This window comes from Paramagnetospirillum magnetotacticum MS-1 (genome assembly GCF_000829825.1).
Taxonomy (GTDB): domain Bacteria; phylum Pseudomonadota; class Alphaproteobacteria; order Rhodospirillales; family Magnetospirillaceae; genus Phaeospirillum; species Phaeospirillum magnetotacticum.
The window spans coordinates 1-17971 of record NZ_JXSL01000036.1 but is presented as its reverse complement, the minus strand read 5'-3'; the positions used below and the strand labels follow the sequence as shown (position 1 = coordinate 17971).

27 protein-coding genes and 2 pseudogenes are annotated in these 17971 nt (G+C 61.3%); 18 read left to right on the top strand and 11 right to left on the bottom strand.

Annotated features, from left to right (window positions below):
- Positions 1–94: 94 nt before the first annotated feature.
- From CCC_RS22970 to CCC_RS20875, 5 genes are all read right to left on the bottom strand, one after another.
- Positions 95–1504 (bottom strand): heme biosynthesis protein HemY, encoded by a 1410-nt coding sequence (locus tag CCC_RS22970; protein ID WP_041043084.1) that lies wholly within the window; start codon positions 1502–1504, stop codon positions 95–97.
- A gap of 2 nt (positions 1505–1506) precedes the next feature.
- Positions 1507–2553 carry a COG4223 family protein gene (locus CCC_RS20890; protein ID WP_011383392.1) on the bottom strand — a complete coding sequence of 349 codons (1047 nt, stop codon included), beginning with the start codon at positions 2551–2553 and terminating at the stop codon, positions 1507–1509.
- A 215-nt stretch (positions 2554–2768) separates the two neighbouring features.
- Positions 2769–3092, bottom strand: coding sequence for a magnetosome protein MmsF (gene mmsF / locus CCC_RS20885; RefSeq protein WP_041043082.1), 324 nt, complete (start codon positions 3090–3092; stop codon positions 2769–2771).
- A gap of 17 nt (positions 3093–3109) precedes the next feature.
- Complete coding sequence (gene mms6 / locus CCC_RS20880; RefSeq protein WP_082036732.1) at positions 3110–3586, bottom strand: magnetic particle specific iron-binding protein Mms6; 477 nt, start codon at positions 3584–3586, stop codon at positions 3110–3112.
- 174 nt (positions 3587–3760) lie between these two features.
- Positions 3761–3904: a FeoB-associated Cys-rich membrane protein gene (locus tag CCC_RS20875; RefSeq protein WP_236686433.1), complete on the bottom strand. Its 144-nt coding sequence runs from the start codon at positions 3902–3904 to the stop codon at positions 3761–3763.
- Positions 3905–4201: 297 nt separating this feature from the next.
- On the opposite strand from CCC_RS20875, the gene mamG reads away from it, so the two are divergent.
- The 4 genes from mamG (at position 4202) to mamC (ending at position 6290) form a co-directional block, all read left to right on the top strand.
- Complete coding sequence (gene mamG, locus CCC_RS20870) at positions 4202–4513, top strand: magnetosome protein MamG (protein ID WP_009867990.1); 312 nt, start codon at positions 4202–4204, stop codon at positions 4511–4513.
- 14 nt (positions 4514–4527) lie between these two features.
- On the top strand, positions 4528–4863 hold the full coding sequence (gene mamF, locus CCC_RS20865) for a magnetosome protein MamF (RefSeq protein ID WP_008620747.1): 336 nt from the start codon (positions 4528–4530) through the stop codon (positions 4861–4863).
- Positions 4864–4939: 76 nt separating this feature from the next.
- Complete coding sequence (gene mamD / locus CCC_RS22325; RefSeq protein ID WP_009867987.1) at positions 4940–5884, top strand: magnetosome protein MamD; 945 nt, start codon at positions 4940–4942, stop codon at positions 5882–5884.
- Between the two features lie 31 nt (positions 5885–5915).
- A complete protein-coding gene (mamC, locus tag CCC_RS20855) occupies positions 5916–6290 on the top strand; it encodes a magnetosome protein MamC (RefSeq protein ID WP_008620745.1) in 375 nt (124 codons plus the stop codon).
- 398 nt (positions 6291–6688) lie between these two features.
- On the opposite strand, the gene CCC_RS20850 is transcribed toward mamC, so the two are convergent.
- The 4 genes from CCC_RS20850 to CCC_RS20840 all read right to left on the bottom strand — a co-directional run bounded on the left by CCC_RS20850 (position 6689) and on the right by CCC_RS20840 (position 8672).
- Positions 6689–7009 (bottom strand): hypothetical protein, encoded by a 321-nt coding sequence (locus tag CCC_RS20850; protein WP_009867977.1) that lies wholly within the window; start codon positions 7007–7009, stop codon positions 6689–6691.
- 26 nt (positions 7010–7035) lie between these two features.
- Positions 7036–7233, bottom strand: a complete 198-nt coding sequence (locus CCC_RS22320) for a hypothetical protein (protein WP_152619840.1) — start codon at positions 7231–7233, stop codon at positions 7036–7038.
- A gap of 383 nt (positions 7234–7616) precedes the next feature.
- Positions 7617–8021, bottom strand: coding sequence for a response regulator (locus CCC_RS20845; protein ID WP_082036731.1), 405 nt, complete (start codon positions 8019–8021; stop codon positions 7617–7619).
- A 171-nt stretch (positions 8022–8192) separates the two neighbouring features.
- On the bottom strand, positions 8193–8672 hold the full coding sequence (locus CCC_RS20840) for a hypothetical protein (RefSeq protein WP_009867973.1): 480 nt from the start codon (positions 8670–8672) through the stop codon (positions 8193–8195).
- 183 nt (positions 8673–8855) lie between these two features.
- On the opposite strand from CCC_RS20840, the gene CCC_RS20835 reads away from it, so the two are divergent.
- A complete protein-coding gene (locus CCC_RS20835) occupies positions 8856–9272 on the top strand; it encodes a hypothetical protein (RefSeq protein WP_009867971.1) in 417 nt (138 codons plus the stop codon).
- Between the two features lie 862 nt (positions 9273–10134).
- On the top strand, positions 10135–10506 hold the full coding sequence (locus CCC_RS20825) for a tetratricopeptide repeat protein (protein WP_041043074.1): 372 nt from the start codon (positions 10135–10137) through the stop codon (positions 10504–10506).
- 190 nt (positions 10507–10696) lie between these two features.
- Here CCC_RS20825 and CCC_RS22890 read toward each other — a convergent pair.
- Positions 10697–10890 (bottom strand): annotated as a pseudogene (locus CCC_RS22890) (IS3 family transposase); the annotation flags it as partial.
- A gap of 261 nt (positions 10891–11151) precedes the next feature.
- Here CCC_RS22890 and CCC_RS20820 point away from each other — a divergent pair.
- The 8 genes from CCC_RS20820 (at position 11152) to CCC_RS20785 (ending at position 14231) form a co-directional block, all read left to right on the top strand.
- Positions 11152–11565, top strand: a complete 414-nt coding sequence (locus CCC_RS20820; protein ID WP_041043072.1) for a hypothetical protein — start codon at positions 11152–11154, stop codon at positions 11563–11565.
- Positions 11562–11786 (top strand): hypothetical protein, encoded by a 225-nt coding sequence (locus CCC_RS22635; RefSeq protein WP_041043070.1) that lies wholly within the window; start codon positions 11562–11564, stop codon positions 11784–11786. The genes CCC_RS20820 and CCC_RS22635 overlap by 4 nt, the downstream gene beginning before the upstream one ends.
- A complete protein-coding gene (locus CCC_RS22630; protein ID WP_082036730.1) occupies positions 11756–12016 on the top strand; it encodes an iron transporter in 261 nt (86 codons plus the stop codon). Before CCC_RS22635 ends, CCC_RS22630 begins: the two co-directional genes overlap by 31 nt.
- Positions 11919–12437: a carbohydrate porin gene (locus tag CCC_RS20810; RefSeq protein ID WP_082036729.1), complete on the top strand. Its 519-nt coding sequence runs from the start codon at positions 11919–11921 to the stop codon at positions 12435–12437. Before CCC_RS22630 ends, CCC_RS20810 begins: the two co-directional genes overlap by 98 nt.
- A gap of 162 nt (positions 12438–12599) precedes the next feature.
- A complete protein-coding gene (locus CCC_RS20805; protein ID WP_041043067.1) occupies positions 12600–12878 on the top strand; it encodes a type II toxin-antitoxin system RelE/ParE family toxin in 279 nt (92 codons plus the stop codon).
- Between the two features lie 10 nt (positions 12879–12888).
- Complete coding sequence (locus CCC_RS20800; RefSeq protein WP_009867416.1) at positions 12889–13176, top strand: HigA family addiction module antitoxin; 288 nt, start codon at positions 12889–12891, stop codon at positions 13174–13176.
- On the top strand, positions 13176–13358 hold the full coding sequence (locus tag CCC_RS20795) for a hypothetical protein (RefSeq protein WP_041043066.1): 183 nt from the start codon (positions 13176–13178) through the stop codon (positions 13356–13358). The genes CCC_RS20800 and CCC_RS20795 overlap by 1 nt, the downstream gene beginning before the upstream one ends.
- A gap of 522 nt (positions 13359–13880) precedes the next feature.
- Positions 13881–14231 carry an MbcA/ParS/Xre antitoxin family protein gene (locus CCC_RS20785; RefSeq protein WP_041043062.1) on the top strand — a complete coding sequence of 117 codons (351 nt, stop codon included), beginning with the start codon at positions 13881–13883 and terminating at the stop codon, positions 14229–14231.
- A 768-nt stretch (positions 14232–14999) separates the two neighbouring features.
- Here CCC_RS20785 and CCC_RS20780 read toward each other — a convergent pair.
- A complete protein-coding gene (locus CCC_RS20780; protein ID WP_041043060.1) occupies positions 15000–15473 on the bottom strand; it encodes a bacteriohemerythrin in 474 nt (157 codons plus the stop codon).
- 296 nt (positions 15474–15769) lie between these two features.
- Between CCC_RS20780 and CCC_RS21420 the strand changes: the two genes are divergently transcribed.
- The 4 genes and pseudogenes from CCC_RS21420 to CCC_RS21890 form a co-directional block, all read left to right on the top strand.
- Positions 15770–15958 (top strand): DUF3024 domain-containing protein, encoded by a 189-nt coding sequence (locus tag CCC_RS21420; RefSeq protein WP_009867415.1) that lies wholly within the window; start codon positions 15770–15772, stop codon positions 15956–15958.
- A 643-nt stretch (positions 15959–16601) separates the two neighbouring features.
- Positions 16602–16814 (top strand): hypothetical protein, encoded by a 213-nt coding sequence (locus CCC_RS20770; protein ID WP_236686432.1) that lies wholly within the window; start codon positions 16602–16604, stop codon positions 16812–16814.
- A 150-nt stretch (positions 16815–16964) separates the two neighbouring features.
- The gene (locus CCC_RS20765) at positions 16965–17216 is read left to right on the top strand and encodes a response regulator (protein ID WP_052473443.1); all 252 of its coding nucleotides are present in this window, start codon (positions 16965–16967) and stop codon (positions 17214–17216) included.
- Positions 17217–17281: 65 nt separating this feature from the next.
- Positions 17282–17971 (top strand): annotated as a pseudogene (locus tag CCC_RS21890) (transposase); the annotation flags it as partial.

The following is a 17971-nucleotide window of genomic DNA, read 5'->3' as shown; positions in this document are numbered from 1 at the left end:
CACGCGTTATGACAAACTCGCCGCCAACTTCCTGGGCTTCGTCAAACTCGCCAGCATCATGTTCTGGCTCAAATGACTAAATTGTCACTACAGCCTAGAGTTTCTCGATTTTTGATTCGGCTTGAATGCGAGAAACTCTAGGCTCGGCGGGAGCGGGCGGAGCCTCCGCCGACGGCGGGACACTCGCGGGGGTGGGCGGATTTTCCGGCTTGTGGGCCGGGCGCGTCCATTGGATGGCGGCTCCGGCGCCGCAGGCCGAACAATAAGGCGCCCATGACCCCGAGGTCGCGCCGCAAGCCTCGCACACCCAGGTGGGCGCTGCCGCAGCTTCGCGTTCACGGCGGCGCCAGATTTCAGCTCGCTCCGCTCCGCCAGGCTCCTTGTCCTCGATCTCGGCCATCAGCCGACATCCCAACGCATCGGGCGCGATCTTCAGCGCCGCCATGAGGTGACGGCGGGCGACGCCCCATTTGGCGGCGGCGACGGCCGCTTCCCCGGCGGCAAGGTGGCCTTCGGGATCATGCGGAGCCCATTCCGCCAGGGCCTCAAGCCGCTTCAAACGGCTTTCAGCATCGTCTTCGCGCCACAGCGGCGCGCAGGTTTCCAGCAAAATCCGGGCGGGAGCGCTCCGCCAGACCGCGGCCAGGACCGCTTCGGCTTCGGACCGGCGACCTTCGGACACCTCCTGCCGAAGCACGTGCAGAGCCGCCGGGAGAAAGCCCGGATCGGCGGCCAATGCCTCACGCGCCAGCCGTAAGGACCGAGCGGGATCGTCCTGGGAGTCCAGGCATGCCTGCCCTTGCAGCACCACGACCCGCCATCGCGCGGCCAAGGCCGGCGACAATCGCCCGGCGGAAAGAGTGGCGTCGATGCATGCCTGGGCCGCCGCCCACTCCCCATCCCGGAGTTTGGCGGCAAAGGCGGCCGCATCCTCGGCGCTGGGATCGGCGGGGGCGCCAGGCGTCTCGACGACGGCCACAGGAGCGGGCGGCGGCGCAGCCTTGACCGGCGGCGGCGGCTCTCTTTCGACCACCGGCGGTGCGGGCGGCTTCTTCGCGAACAGCCGTCCCTTGGCCGGCTCGGGCCGGAGCGTCGCCGCCGGAGGCGCAGCGGGGCGCGGTATCAGCCGGTCCAGGCGGGCAGCAAGCTCGGGACTGTCCAGCAACCGGGCCGCCTCTGCTCCGAGGCGGCGGCCGTCGCCGACATCGCCGCTTTCGGCCGCGTCCAGCGCCGCCAAAAGGGCGAGCATTCCCTTTTCCCGTCCCCGGGCCTGTCGCGACTTGCCCAGCTTGGCAGGAAGATCGGCCACCAGCGCCGACAGCCGCGTCAGGCCGGAAAACAGCATGAACACCGCCAGAAGAATGCCGAGAAGCACGGGGATATTGGTGTCCACATGCCAACCCAGCCATTCCACCTGCACCGTCCCGGCATTGTCCGAGAACCACAAAGTGGCCAGCACCACCGGCGACATGAAGATCAAAAGGACGATAAGGCGCAACAGCATGGTCACTCGTCCCGGGACGCGGCGACGGTCATAACCGTCGCCGACAGTTCAGACAACACCGCGTCCACGGTCAGACGCAATTCCGCCGCTTCCAGCCAGGGCTGGATGGCAGCCATGCCGGGACCTTCGGCATGGCGCAGCACCGTGACCGCCCCGGCCAGATCGCCGCCCGCCAGCAGCCGGGAGGCGCTGTTTAAGGCCCCGTCGATGCCTTCATTGCTGTTTTCCGCCCGCCGGACCACCACCGCAGATCCCAGCCAATGCCGGATATTGGCAGGAATCCAGCTACTTTCGGCCACGTCGTCGAGCTTGCGCGCCGCCGCCGCCGTCATGCGGAAGCTCTCGGCCAGGGCCACGCGGGAGACCACCCCGGTCCCCGCCCCCATGGTCAATGGCGCCAGCTTGTCGGCGCCGCCCTTCTCGGCCAGAGCCAGGGCCGCCTTCAATTGGGCGGGATAAGGCGTGCCCCGGTCCACCGCTTCCCGCAGTTGCCCCAGCACCGCCAGGAACAAGGGTGCGCGGTCGCGGCGTTCGGCGATGCGACGAAAAGCCGCTTCCGCCTTTTCCACCGCGCTGGACAGCTTGGCGGCGCCCCCTTCGTCGGTCGCCAGCTTGCGGACCACGTCCAGATCGCCCTTGATGGCGGCCACCTCGGCGGACAGACGCGCCATCTGCGCCTGATCGGCGGCGGCGGCTGCCTCCTTGCGCGGTTCGTGCTCCTGTTTGCGGATCACGGCTTCAATCACGGTCAACCGCCGGTCGGTCTCCGCCAGCCGCATGGCCAAAGGCCCCAGGGAGGCTTCCAGCATCTCCACCCGTTCGTCCAAGCCGGCCGGTCGGGGCGCGGCGGCCGTGGAGCCCATCTCGTCCCCCAGCCATTTGGCCCACGGGCCGGGAAGGCCGCCGAGACGCGGCGCCAGCAAGGGCCAAGCCAGCACGCCGCCCACCAGGATCACGGCCAGATAGAGAACCACCACCTGACCGCCTCCGTCCCGGCGTCGCGCGGGGCGGCGTCCGCCCAGGGGCTGTTCTTTTTCGTTGCTATCCATCAGGCTCCGCTCCCACTGGCTTCGCTGCCGCCGACCAGGCAGGCAGGTCCGCCGGGGCGATCTTCATGATCGCCGACCTTTTTGGCAAGCCATTAATAAGTGCCGCGAGCGACCTGCGGACGCGGCCCGCGCACGGCCCCGCGGGGCTCCCGAAACGAAACATCCCGACGCCCGCCAAAGCGAGACGTCGAGATGCGCATCATCGGGTCCGAAGATCAGATCCGGTCGGCGACCCAGCTGATCAGGGGCAACTTCCACGCCCGCTGGAACACTACGGAAACCAGCCCGAGTAGGGAGAACACCAGAACCCCCATGGACGAGAAACCGAAAATCCACTTCCCCAGAACGGGAACATGCAGCGCGAACAGCGCCAAAACGCCCCACATCCAGATCACCAGCCCCTGCTTGGCGTGGAAGTAGACGAATTCGTCGTCCCGATCCACCAGAAGCGGAACGAAGCACAAGACGCTGAGATAGGACAGCGCCGCCATGACCGTCGTGCGCGCACCGAGCGTGCTGCGAAGGATAGCTTCAGTCATTCCCCCCTCCTCCTCGTTCAGGCCAGCGCGTCGCGCAGTTCGACTTCCTCGTCGCTCTGCGCCGATTCGATATCACGGCTCTTCATATACGCGTAAACCGCCCCGGCGCCAACAACGCCGAGAATGATCGGCCCCCACGCGCCCAGACCGAGACCCAGGCCGAGGCCGAGGCCCTTGCCGGTCCAGATGGTTCCACCGACGACCTTGGCACCGGCGGCGGCCTTGCCCGCGCCGAGGGCGACCTTGGTCCCGGCGCCCTGGGCGGCGGCAACATTGGCAGGAGCCGCCGGAGCGGCAACGGCGGTGGCAACACCCGTCTTGGCGGCGATGCCGGTCTTGGCGACGGCGCCGGTCTTGGCGGCGGCGCCGGTCTTGGCAGCCCCAGCCTTGGCGGCGGCGCCCTCGCGCTCCATCTCGCCCATGGCGGCGGCGGCCTTGGTTCCGGCCGGGGCCCCTGGGGGGCAAATAACTCCGTTGGCGATCTGAGCTGGCACCTCGGTTCTCCTCACAATCAAGTAGCGCGGGACTGAAAACGCCAGCCCCCTTCAGACTAGCGGCATCAATAACATGAGATCATTGCGGAGGACAACACGTTACGAGGACAACGTCACGACAGCGGAGAAGTTGCGACCAACTATTATTTTCTCCTTTAGAAGAGCAAAAGAGAATTAGTCGCACTTTCCCGCCTTTGGCGTCTTGCAGCCGCCGCAGCCGAGACCGCAACCTTTGCCCCGATAGAAACGCCGCACCGCCCAGGCCCCCACTAAAACGACCACGGCGAGCGCGGCGGCCACATCCCAAAGATCAAGCATGACGAGCACCTCATGGCCGGGGACTTTCGAGTGCCACAGGAAACAAGCCACCGTCAACATCCAAAGGGATCGTTCCCAAGCCGACCTGGATTGAATACGTCAATCCCGTCCGGCTTGGCGCGCATGCAAATCACTCTCAACAAAATATCTGGAGATGAAGCGCATAGTCATCCCCAGCCGAAGATCACATGACCCGAAGAGAAGTTGAGAGGAGCTATCAACGCATTTTCTGTTTTCCTGGGCTCTTGTTTCAATTACTCTTACCGGGCTGTAAGTGAGGATTCGGAGTGTAGAGTCATGGTCGCTCAGGTTGGAGGGCAGATTTTGGCAAGCGCCGCCGCCCCGGCAAAGGCTTCGGCCGCCGCGGGGGTCGGGACAGGCGGAGCCGCCCTCGGCGTCGGGGGCGGCATCGTCGCCTCTCCGGTCGGGACTGCCGCCATCGGCAACGCCATGCTGACCGGCAAGGGTGTCTGTCTCGGACTCGGACTGGGACTCGGTGCCTGGGGACCCGTGCTTGTCGGCATCGCCGGGCTGGCGGGCGCCGCCTATCTGGTCGGCAAATTGAAAAACTGCAAGGCGGAGGTTGATGCCGCCGCCGATGCGACTTAAGCGAGGATACGACAATGGCTGAGGCAATCTTGCTCGAAACCGAAAACACCCCCTGCGGCTGCCGCTCCTATCTGATGGCGGGCCTGAGCTATCTGGGCATTCTCTGCTTCGTCCCGCTGCTGATGAGCCGGGACGACGAATATGTGTACTTCCACGCCAAGCAGGGCTTGGTCTTGTGGATGTGGAGCGTCCTGGCCATGTTCGCCCTGCATCTTCCCCTGATCGGCAAGTGGCTGTTTGGTTTCTCGTCCATGGGCGTGCTGGTTCTGTCGGTGGCTGGTCTGGCCTCGGTGGCGCTGCGCCGCACCTGGCGCCTGCCGCTGGTCGGCTATTTCGTCGCGTTGATCTGATCCAAAGCCGCTCAACAAGCCCGCCGGTTTCAGGCGCATAGCGGCATTCTCGCCGCCGTAAGGAAAGACAGACACGATGCAGGACCTACTCCTGGCCAAGGTCGAAAGCGCCATGCAGGCGTCCCAGGTTTCCGCCCTCGCCGGTCAGACCGCGACGGTCACCAAGGTGTCGGCGGCCACCAATCTCGCCACCATCACCCCCTCCGCCGCCGGACAGGCGCCAATCATCGTCAAGTTGGACGCGACCCGGCAGGTGGCTGAACTGCAGGCCCTGGTCGGCAAGACCGTGATGGTCGGCAAGACCCCCGCCGCCATCGGCGGTATCGGCAACTGGATCGCCTTGACCCCGGTCACCGGCGCCAAGGCCGCCGCCGCCGCCACGGGCGCGGGACAATTGGTGATGATGAAGGTGGAAGGCACCGCCGCCGCCGTCAACCTGCCCGCCCTGGCCGGCAAGAGCTTCACCATCGCCCAGCCCCCCGTCGCCGCCGGAACCAAGGCGGCCGGCATGCTGTATCTGAACCCGGTCGGCGGCGGCGATCTGATCGCCATCAACGTCCAGAACGCCGCGACCCAGACCGGCGGCCTGGTGGGCAAGACCTTCGTGGTCGCCCCCAGCCCCGTCATCGGCGGCACCACCGGCAAATTCCTGGTCCTGAAGCCCCTGACCGCCGGAGCGGGCAAGGCCGTCGGCGGCGGCGCCATCGCCGCCAAATTCATTCCGGCCGCCGTCACCGGCACCGGCGGAGCCGCCGCCGTGGGCGCTGGATCAGCCTCGTCGCTGCTGACCGCCGGAGCCAGCACCGTCACTCCCATCACCGCCGCCGGAACCGGCAGTGCCATGCTGTCCGCCAAGGGGCTTGGCCTCGGCCTCGGTCTGGGACTCGGCGCCTGGGGGCCGTTCCTTCTGGGGGCCGCCGGACTGGCCGGGGCCGCCGCGCTCTATGTCTGGGCGCGACGCCGCCACGGCACCCCCGACCTGTCCGATGATGCGCTCCTGGCTGCGGCCGGGGAAGAATAAGACCGACATCCAAACCACAAGGACCATCGTAATGCCCTTTCACCTTGCCCCCTATCTGGCGAAATCCGTTCCCGGCGTCGGCGTTCTCGGCGCCCTGGTCGGCGGCGCCGCCGCCTTGGCCAAGAACGTCCGCCTCCTGAAGGAAAAGCGCATCACCAATACCGAAGCGGCCATCGATACCGGCAAGGAAACCGTCGGCGCCGGCCTGGCCACCGCGCTTTCCGCCGTGGCCGCGACCGCCGTCGGCGGCGGCTTGGTTGTATCGCTGGGCACCGCCTTGGTGGCCGGCGTTGCCGCCAAATATGCCTGGGATCGCGGCGTCGATCTGGTCGAGAAGGAACTGAACCGCGGCAAAGCTGCCAACGGCGCTTCCGACGAGGACATCTTGCGGGACGAACTGGCCTGACGCCCCCCGTTCCGGCCGGCCGCCCACTTCGGGGCGGCATGGCAGGAACCAAGCGGGGCAGAAGACACCCCGCGACGGATGGGCCTAACCAAATCCCGATGAGGCAGACTCATCTGGATTTGGTTAGGCCCTCCCCTCCGGGGGGTCGAAATATATTTCGATGGCCGCGCGCCTAGAGCATCGAGCCTCAAATATGAGGCGCGGTGCTCCTGCGCCCATTGAGGGCGCGGCCAAGCGCGGAGGCGCGCGCTAAGGCAGAGGGGCAACGAATAAACTGAGAGAGCGTGATGCACATTTTGGGCATCACGCTCTAATGGCGCGGAAGCCAAGCCGCCACGGGCGGTGCCCGGCGACTGTGGGCGATCCCGGTGATCGGTTGCGATCACTTGGATCTGGTATCAGTCTGTCGAAAGGTTGATCTTGCGCATTCCCTTGACGCAGAACCGCCGATGCCGAGCCAGGGCGGCAGGGTTTCGCATGATGGAATCGCAGTCGGGGCAGCAGATCAGCTTGACCGAGGTGTCATGTCCGGTCCGCTGGTCGGCGGCCTTGGACGGTCCATGCCCGCCCGATAGCGGATGGCCGTGCTCGCGGATTTCGCGCAGTGTCATGAAAACCGACGCCACGACGTCCTGTTTCGGCTTGATCGCCCGACCGCTACCGCCCGCCCACGCCAGCACGATTTTTTCCGCAAGTCGGGCCAGATCATCGTCACGCATGGCGTGGCAAACGAAATGATCGCGGCCTATGCCTCAAGATCGCTGACGGGTTCGTCCAATTCCCCGGCGAATTTGCGGCATAGATAGACACTGCCCAATGCCGCTACGGCGAGAACCGAAAGCACACCCCACCCAATACCGGCACTGACACAAATCGCCACGGTCTTGCCGACCGTCGGCGACATTGCCAGTGCCTTTGCTCCGCCGATATTCGTAGCGACCACCACCCCCCTCCTACAATACCCATATTTTCTGTCCGGTTATTCGCACAGTTTATTACACGTAGGGGGGGGGGGGGAGGCAAGTAAAAATCGCCGTTAATTAGACGCGATCTAAATCAATTGCTGACTTATGCGAAACATCTCATAAATATTACAAATCGGTTGCAGCCTCGCCGCGAGTATTGGATTGCGCCGAACAACCCACGGGAAAGAAATGGTCCACACGGCACGATTCAGCCCCCTCCCCATGGCTGCTTTTCCAGATCAGCCCCCCCTGTCCTGGGGTTATTGCGTCCCTGAAACAAGGCCGATGGGATGCCGACGGCGGGAATCGGGGTACAGCAAGCAAGCCATCCGTCCGACCCCGTGCGGAATCGACGATCACGTCAGTTCATCGAGGCGGCACTCTCGCCCAGAACCATCTCGAAAGCAGCGTGCAGCCTCTTGATGGAGAATGGCTTTTTTAGGAAGCAATTGGCTCCGGCCGCTAAGGCCATTGATTCGGCGCCGTCGCCTTGCACCCCGGTGGCAACGATTATGGGAATACTTGGGACAATCCCATCCTGCCCGGCTCGGATGCGCCGGGTACATTCAATGCCATCCATGCCCGGCATCATCCAATCCATGACGACAAGATCAGCCCCGCCTTCACGCAGGACCTGCAAAGCCTCGTTACCGTCCTCCGCCTCAACGATTTCCGCCACGCCCAACTGATGCAAGACGACCTTGATCAGCGTCCGCATCTGCGGCGAATCCTCGACGATGAGTGCTCGCTTAAAAATGGGACGCATGGTCAGAGTCCAGAGGAGATTGTGACATGGTATAAACGACAATTATATCAAAACTGGCAGATGATATATAAATCTCTAGTTATATCCAGCGGGAGGCGCGCGCCGATCTTCACGGCATATGCAGCAACACTTGCCCAGGGTGAATTAACGAAAAATAGCAGGTCCCGACCATTAGGCGCTCCGGCGGCTCAGCCCCGCCCGCAGCAGCTTCGCCTCCATGGTCCCGACATCGAAAGCCCCACCATTCCGAGGCACCATGTCCTCCAGCAGAATCGGGCAGGATCGGGGCAGTTCAATGGCGGTCGGCCGAATCTGCCCGGCCGCCTCGCGGACCTGTAGCCATACATCGTCCATATCCAGGTGCCGCCGAATGCCCGGCCGCCAGACGAGGGCCAGCTGGGACTGGGCGAAATCCAGGCGCTGCAATTGGCCGCGATCATCGTAGGCCGCAAGCTTCACCACGGCCAGCAAGGCGCGAAAGATCCACCCGGCCGCCTGATCCACCTTCAAAGTCGCCCCGCTTTCGATCTCTTGAGCCAGCGCCTGGGGGTCAAGCCCCACCGGGCAGGCGGCGACGGGCAGGCGCCGCAACAGAGCCGCCTGATCGCGGCACCATCCGACCCAATCGGCATCACGGTCCGTGGTTGTCATTTGATCACGCCTTGCCGCAGGAATCCCGCACCCGACCAAACCATCCATATACCCTGCGCGGCGCCCCTCTGTCACCGCCCTTGGAGATCGCCTTCCCCCTTGGCCTCCATGAAATGGCGAAAACTCTCCGCGAATCTGATAAGACGTAATTCAAGACCTCAAGTGATGGGATGGACGCGGCAAGTGACCAGGAAATGCAGAGAGCCGGTTTGCGACAATGCGGCCTCCTGTGCCGCCGACACGGAGCGGACGCCCACCCCTTCCGCCACCAAGCGCGCCAAGGCCAGGACGCCGAAGCCCCGGCGAAGCGATCTTCGGGACGCAGGTCCGGCTGACGCCGAGCTCGCCCCGCCGCCCCCCGCTCCGGCCGTCGAAGCCACGCAGGCCGTGGCTACGGGTCAGTCCGTCAAAACCGGGCTGGGCGAGGTCCATTGGCAAAAGCGGGAGGAGGCGGGTATCTTGGATGGCCGCGAAAGCCTGTTCCTCAAGGTCTGGAACGCCATTTCCTCGTTCCAAACGCCCAAGGCGCCGGTCCGTCCGAAGACGCCGAAGAAACGGCCCGAAGCGGAGCTTGACCCTTATGCCGATTTATTCGGCTAAAGGGCTTCGGACGTCCCCGCGAAATCAGCGGGACAGGTAAGGCGAGACCACCTTTCGGGCTATGGACGGTTGCCGAGCCATAACCGTCAATCTTCGCCAGCCGAACCTGGGGGCGACCGCGGCTCCCTCTATGCGGTAGCCAACGGGCTCTACGCGCGCCTCGTCTGCCGGTATCAATTGCTTGACTGCTCTTGGAGATCGCGCACAATTCCGACAGGAGGGCCGATTCGCCAATTCGCCCCCCTTCCGCGAGGCTGGCCGGGCCGCCTTCGACAACCACCCGGTCGGCCATCTGCATTTTGGGAGAACGGTATGCGTCACTTTGGCCTATCTGCCGCCGCCAGTTCGTCACCGCTCCAAGATCCGGTTTACATGGCTGGGTTTGACGGCCGCTTTCGCCGGTGCCGTGGTCGTCTGGGGCCGGCAGAGAGCCAACATTCGCGTCACCCGCCGCACCTTGCTCTACAGCGAAACCGCTATGTCCGAGACACATCTCTTGATACCGGCAAAAGCAGCATCAACAACAACCGCGGCAGGACCCGCTCCCACAACGTCGTCCTCGATATCATACTCAAGAACGATATCTCCAAAGTGGCGCAGACTCCTTCAAAGTCACTCTCAGTCTTGATCACATCCCGGCACGCAAGGCGATCTAACAGGCTGCGGAAAAAAGCCCTTTTCCTTTCGTCATTCCCGCGAAAGCGGGAATCCATGCATCCGCATCGCTATATCTTGTGGCGACAGCACGGCCTTGCCCCAACATGGATCCCCGCTTTCGCGGGGATGACGATCCAGGGGAAGGCCCCGAGAGTTTTTCCGCCGCCTGCTAATCAGCGCCAAACAACCCTGGAGGGCATTTGGCGTGTCGAATGACGGATTTTCGATCTCCGAAATCATAGAAATTTCCGAAAAGGCAGTTAGTGCGGGTGATTTCGTGCGTGCAATTAGGCTGTACAGCGCGTGGATTGACATGAATCAATCTGATGAGATGTTGTTTTTGGCGCATTTTTATCTTGGCATTGCATATCGCAAGAATTATCAATTTGATCTTGCCGCTAGTTCGTTTGAGAACTCTTTTGACTTAAACAAAGAATTTATGAATTCTTACATTTTGATGCAATACTGCAAAATAATGGCAACCACCAACGACACACCCACTGGCGGGGCGAGCCAAGCTCCCGCATGCTCTCAAGATAAATTGTTTAAAGATATTATTAAGTTGCGACGCAAATAAAAATCAGAAGCGATAGAGCTCTGGCAGCCTCCGGCACATCGCAGGTACGGCAAGAGTCCGCCCCTGTTAAGGGCTTGCAGACTGACCGCCCCCCCCAGCCGCAATAAAACGAAGCCGCTTCCTCCCTTCCCGATGACGTCGAATCCCTGCGCCATATCATCGCCGGGCTGACCGGAGAGTTGGCGGCGGCGGTCAGCGCCTCTTCATCATCCCGACCCTGTGGCTCACGTCGCCGTGTCGAGCGTGGCTGCCCCTGCACCGGGCAAGTCCGGCGCTCCGGCACAGCCAACCACTCGCACACCGCCATGATGCAGCACCGGCGACGGGCGGGGCTCAGAAGTTTCCCCGGGCGCCCTCCTTCAAGATCAGCTTGTCGATGGTCAGGACCGCCCAATCTACCTTGACCGGCCCCGGCACCTCGATGCGCTCAAAAGCGGCCATTGGGATGACTGCCGTGGATGTCTCGGGTGTGCCACCGGCCATACGCTGACATGTGAGGAGAGTGGCGCTTGCCCATCTCCGCCTACTCCAAGGCTCGTCATTTTGCCTGGATGCGAGCGCGTATCACTTGCACTAGCGACCCTCGTTCGACTACACCCACAGCGAATTCGAGTCATTAGCAAACTCACTAAGGGAGGGTTCCAGATGAAATGGACCTGGTCGATCGGAATGTGCACTGCCCTGCTCCTTGTATCAGCCTCGGCATGGGCAGCCGGTGGCTATTGGGCTGGAATCGCCGGGGAAGTTTGCACAGAGGTTACCAAGGTCGAAACCTTTGCCAAGGCAGGCAAGATCGAGGACGCCAAGGCGGCGTTCCACACCGCCTATTTCGGCACCTTCGAAGAAAAGAAGATGGAGATTGCAGAGCGCTCCAACTTCGGCATCTCCCATACCGCCGATGTGGAAGAGATGTTCAACAATCTCCGCAAGGCCGCAAGCAAGCCCGGAACCGGCGACGTGTCCGCCCTGGCCGAGACGCTGCGCAGGGAGTTGCGCCAAGACGGCAAGGCACTCGATGCCGCCAAAGTGGATCCCGATGGAAATGAGGGGAAGAAATGATTCGCCACCTAATTCTGGCCGTCTCGATGATAGTCCTCGCCGCGTTTCCCGTCTCGGCGAAGTCGGTGGATGTTCCCGCCACCATCGCCCTGATCCTTGAGGGCGGCGATGCCGCCATCGCCAATTATACCCCCGAGCGCAAGGCTGCCGCCGCCGATGCCATGTCGGATACGGCCCGGACAACGCCGATATCTATCTGCAGGCCGATGTTCATGCCCTGAAGAACAACCCCAACGGCTTTGGCAAGGGCGAGTGGCTGCCCTATGTGACGGCGTCCTATGTGGTGACCAAGCCGGGCAGCGACTTCAAGGCCGCCGGCCCGCTGCCACCCATGACCTCGGTCACCGGCCCCCATTACGGCCGCAATATCAATCTGGCGGGGCCGGGCTTGGTATCACAGCGCCCGTTTCAACGACCAGCATTTCGACAATCTTGGTCAATCACTGGCTGACGGAAACACCACCGGAATCGGGAATCCGGTCTGGGGGAATGGTGGCGTCTATTTCGTCATCGACCAGATGCTGATCAAGGGGCAGCGCTGGTCCGAAGAAGGGCTGGGCGTGTTCCTGCGTGGCGGCGTCTCGCCTTCGGACCGCAACCAGGTGCCCTTCTATCTGGATGGCGGCATTAGCTACAAGGGCCTGTTCGCTGGCCGTGAGGAGGACACCCTGGCACTCGGGGTCGGTTACGGGCAAATCAGCGGGAGCCTGCAGGGGCTGGATAGGGATACCCGGAAGATCAACGGCCAGGACCCTTCCCGATGTTGGAGTAACAGGGGGAGACGATGTCTGAGCCCTGCCATTCTTCTGTCATTCCGACGAAAACTGCTGCCACTGAGGTCCGCTATCAAAACGTCGGTTGGCGATGTTTGAGGGCCTTTGCCGATGAGGTCGGCATCGCCCCGACCGAGGTCCGGCCTATCGACTTGGTCTCCTGGATGGTCCGTAGTCAGACGAACTGGAAGCCGGCCACTTGGCGACAGTACCACGGCCACTCCGCTTGACGTTTAACGCGTCACGTTATACGATCTCCTCATGATCAAGAGCTTCGCGGACAAAGACACAGAGGCCCTGTGGCAAGGAGAAATCCCGAGGCAGTTTGCCGCCTTCGCCAAGGTCGCAATCCGCAAGCTCGATATGCTGGATGCTGCCCACGTTCTCACCGACCTTCTGGCCCCGCCCGGCAATCGCCTGGAGGCCCTGAAGGGAGACCGCAAGGGGCAGCACAGCATCAGAATTAACGACCAATGGCGGGTCTGCTTCGTCTGGATTGAGGACGGCCCTGCCCAAGTCGAGATCGTGGATTTCCACTGAGGAGAACGCCATGCGGATCAAAACCCACCCCGGTGAAGTGCTGCGCGAGGAGTTTCTTGAACCGCTGAGCATGAGCGCCAATGCCCTGGCCATCGCCTTGCGGGTACCGGTCACGCGGATCAGCGAAATCATCCATGGACGCCGCGCCGTCAGCGCTGACACCGCCTTGCGCCTGGCGCGCTATTTCGGCACGTCGCCGCAGTTCTGGATCAACCTCCAGACTGCCCATGACCTATCGAAGGTCGAGATGGAGAGCGGCAACACCATCGAGCAAGAGATCAAGCCACGGGCCGCGTGATGGTGCACACATCCCCTCGGATTGTCTCGGCCGCCATGGGCGACAAGATCGGCGCCATCGCCGAGACCGACGGCTACGGCTCCGGGGTCAAGGCCATGCAGCGCGGCATCAACATGCTGAACGACTCGTGTGCTAAAGCGGTTTGCGCTTTATCTGGCGCAAACCGTTTTGGCGAGCATTGAGCGAGCGGCCAAGCAAACCGTAGGTTTGCGCCCGGCGAGGGCATACATAAGACTAAAGCCTTTTGCGTCACATCCGACGCAAAAGGCTTTAGAAGCCATCGCCAGCCATCCTCAGCAGGATTCCTGCGACGCCATCCGGCTTATGACCCTCACCGGGGCCCGCAAAGGTGAAGTCTTCACGGCCCGCTGGGAGGATATTGATCTCGAGGCCGGAATTTGGTCGAAGCCCAGCGCTCATACCAAGGATCACATTGCCCCCCGGTCCGGCACCGCTGTTCAGCTCTTAAAGCGGAGAAAGGAAACTGGCGCAGGGCAATGGGTGTTTGCCTGCAGGTGGTCGGGGTCTTGGGCTGGCGGCTGAGAGCAACCTTGATGGCCAAATTGGCCATCAATTCCGCCCGTTCGTTGGCGGTATCAATTTCGTCCACGCTTAGCACCTTGTCAGTTGATGGCCGGCCCAGTAGATAATGCGAAAGTCTGGACGAACAAGGGTTTTGAGACGCGCTTGGAGCCTATTGGACGATGATGATCACGGTGGATAGCGAACCTGATCGAGAGGCGAAACTGGCGGAGATCGTCGCCAAGATCCGCCAGATTCTCGTCGGAGATGACCCACGGGGCATCGTTGAGACAGTCACGCCCGAACCGCCGCAACCTGTGCTGACCGGGATCAGTGTCGGCCGAGCCCATCGTTTAACCCTTTTGGCAAACCATGTTTTCGGCGATGAGGATAAGGCCTGCATCTGGTTGACGGAGCCGCAGGAGAGGTTTGGGGGCAAATCTCTGATGCAATTGGCCGAGAATCCCGCCGTTGCCGATCATATTGAGGAGGCATTGCGGCGGATCCATGAGGAACAGATTTTCAAGGATTAACCAGAAATACGCGCCAAACGCGGCCACATCAAATAAACAAATACTGTGAACAAATTGACCATGAATTCGAATTCAGAACAAAATAAAAGCGCACTTGATCAATGCTTTATAGATACAGTTAGGCATTTGCCATATATAGAGACGCCAGACAAGCTTGAACAAGTGACGGAATTGCTTTTGATGGCGGTTCTCTCGAGAGAGCCATTGAAGCCATTGCGGGATGCATTGGTTGCGTCCATCTGCCACACAATAAATGAAGTGCGCAATCGACCGTCAGGCCATGGAAGACGGAACGCCATGAGGCTGTCTGTGGTGATGTGCCGAAAAACTCTGCACGTGGCCAGGATCGCGTCAAAAGTGATCTGACCATACGAGGCATGATCTGGCTTTAACCTTGAACGCAGTGCGCACCACTCCGGTGGCGCCGAGGAACGGAGGGGGGGCTGTGTAGCGCCAGGGCCAAGAATGCCACCTGGGCTTCCCGCAAATGGCAACGACGTTACTTTCATCTGCAGCTGCCGGTAACGCGTTACCAACCGGCCGGGGTGGCCACGAAGGCCAAGGCGTTGATGTTGTGTGAAGCGGGCTCGCGTCATAATGCGCAAGACCTCGTTCGGGGGGAATGTCTCGGCGCTCATGGAATGGAAGTTCTGGGCACACCTCGTTCGCACTGCCCGATTTTATCAAGTGCCGCTATTCAGCAGATTTCCGCCCATCGGCCAGAATCTACGATTTGTCGTGCCTGACAGGCTCACTGTTTGGTGAGCACTATCCTGCGGCTTCCGCTGCCAGGAAGGCGAGAGGGCGAGGATCCACGGCGGAATCTCTTATCCACCGCTTATACTGCATGTCCTCATTGAGAATGTGGTGAGTGAGCCATTTGATAACGAGGTCGGGAAGGTCGTCCGCCGCTGACTTGGTCCCACTTTGATAGGTTTCGGAAATCGCCCTCACCCTGGCTTGAAACTTACGGTGTTTATGGTGATGTTCAGAGAGTTGCGTATATCCGACCGCCTTCAGCGCCTTTTCCTCGCGAAGGAAATGCCCATCTACATACTCTTCCAGGATCAAGAGAGTGCTGGCGATGATCAAGCCCTGTTCCCGCTTATCGGCGAGCGAATCGTAAAGCAGTCGAGCAATGTCAAAAAATGCCTTATGGTCGGAGTCCAGCGTGTCATTGCCCACGGACATGTCGGGGGTCCATTCAGGGATTGCACCTCGAGCGCCATCACTGGCTTCCATTTTCGCCTCCCTAAAGTGGCTTTTGGCCCCAGGTAGTTCTGGTGCCGCTCAGCGAGCTGATTGTGCCAAACCATCCGCAGGTGATATGACCAATGCAACAAAGGCTCATAGCCGAAGGCCTGTCAAGGGAGGCTATCAGCATGGCCATCTGCATTAGCGGAAGTGGGCACAACTTCCGTGACAATGAGATCATCGTCAGCAAGACGGACCTTCAGGGGCGAATGACCTTTTGTAGTGACGTTTTTATTCGCATCTCAGGATACGCGGAAGCCGAGTTGGTCTGAAAACCACATAACATGATCCGGCATTCGACCTGGGTGAAGAATTCCGACGCCCCATTCACCCGGCTGGACTGGATGGGACGGGATCGCTTCGATGTCATGTGGCACCGGCATACCGGAGAGTGGCACTGCTTCTACCAGGGCCTGTCGCTGGCCAAAGCCTTGAACGTCATCGAGACGGATAACATGCTTCACCCGGTTTGATCCAAATGGCTTTCACCGGAGGGAAACATTCTATCCGAAGTCCGAAAATCTCTACACATTTTTCTGCCGGAGAGTGGCCTCGCCGTGGCGGATAGAGATTGCGGTGGGAGGCGGTCCTTATCCTGCTGGCGGCACCTGCGGGGCCGTGCCCTGGATGGCGAACCAAAAAGGTACAGACTGCCCCCCCCCCCGCCAACCGCCGCTCAAGGCGCAGGTACGCTATGGCCCCGTTGCGCCACTATCGGACCCAGACTGCTACCACCCCCGCAATAGCTGCCACCACAGCCAGCCACGCAAACCATGGCTTGGAGCGGCGGCGCATTGGCGGAGGCGCAGATAGACCAAAGTGACGCATGAGTGTTCCCAAAATGCAGATGGCCGACCGGGTGGCTGTCGAAGGCGGCCCGGTCGGCCTCGCGGGGGGGGGCCGAATTGGCGAAACTGCTCCCCTGAAGGAATTGTGCTCTATCTCCAAGATCCGTCAAGCAATTTGATAGCGGCAGACAAGACACGCGTTGAGCCCGTTGGCAGCCGCGCAGCAAGTGATCGCTATGCCCCCAGGTTGGGCCTATCTTGGTTTCAATCTGTCACTTGATCAGGCCGTCATCAGTGTGCAATGAAACGCTCCCAAGGGGAGTGGGTCATGAAAGCTGTTGCCCTCGGCGATCTTTATCAGAGTGACGGTCGGAGCCGGACGGTTTGGTCGGTGGACAGCATCATCGACGTCCCGAAGTCGGGAACCATGGTGCGGCTGGCGAAGATCGATGGTTATGGTTCGGTAACCGTCCATGTGTCTCAACTGGGAGTCGGCAGCGGCTTCACCAAGATCGATGAGGCTCTCGTCCAGACCCGTTGATACGCCAATTGATGGAACTGCGTGTTGACAATGTGTGCCCGAATATCAAGGGGATCTGCATTATCAGGTGCATTCCGGACGGAATTGAAGCATACTTTGGACGTAACTCTCATATGGCCAATGGCGTGAAAAGTGGGCCTGGCAGTTCCGATGAAGATCCTTATTGCCGATGATCACCAGTTATTTCGCGAAGGTCTGCGTCACATCCTCACCCTGTACGCGGAAGCTTCGCACATTGTGGAAGCGAGCAGTTTCGCAGAAGTCATTGAGGCGGGAGAACGTGAATCGGGCATCGACTTGGCTCTGCTCGATCTGACAATGTCCGGTGGGCCTTGGCCTGAATGTCTGGGGAAGTTGCGTCATCTGCTTCCGTCGCCAGCGCACATCGTGATCGTTTGGTAATCCCCCCTGGAAATAGAGGGATCGGAACGTAGAATTTTCTCGGTTCACGGAACGAGGAGATTCGAATGAAGAAGAGCCGATTTACGGATGCCCAGATCATGGCGATCCTGCGCCAGGCGGAGGACGGCATTCCGGTGCTGAACCTGTGCCGCGAGCACCAGATGAGCAGCGCGACCTTTTACAAATGGCGGGCCAAGTACGGAGGCATGGACGCGTCCATGATCTCGGAGATGAAGGGCCTTGAGGATGAGAACCGGCGGCTGAAGAAGATGTTCGCCGAGCTCAGCCTGCAAAACGAGCTGCTGCGTGAGGCCCTGGGAAAAAAATGAGCCGGCCATCCCAGCGCCGGGAGATGGCCGAGACAGCGGTGGCGCGACGGGGCATCAGCATTGCTTTGGCATGCCGGACCTTCGGGCTGAGCGAGACGTGCTATCGCTACAGTCCCAAGCTCCGCCCCGAGAACGAGGAGATCGCCGATCTGTTGGTCGGACTGACAACGTCCCGCAGGACGTGGGGCTTCGGGCTGTGCTTCTTGTACCTGCGCAACGTCCGGGGCCATGGCTGGAACCACAAGCGGGTCTACCGGATCTATCGGGAGTTGGAATTGAACCTGCGCATCAAACCCCGCAAGCGGCTCAAGCGCGACAAGCCCGAGGAACTGACGGTGCCCGATGTCCCCAACCAGGTGTGGTCCATGGATTTCATGGCTGACCGGCTGGAGGACGGGAGGGCCTTCAGGCTGCTCAACGTGCTCG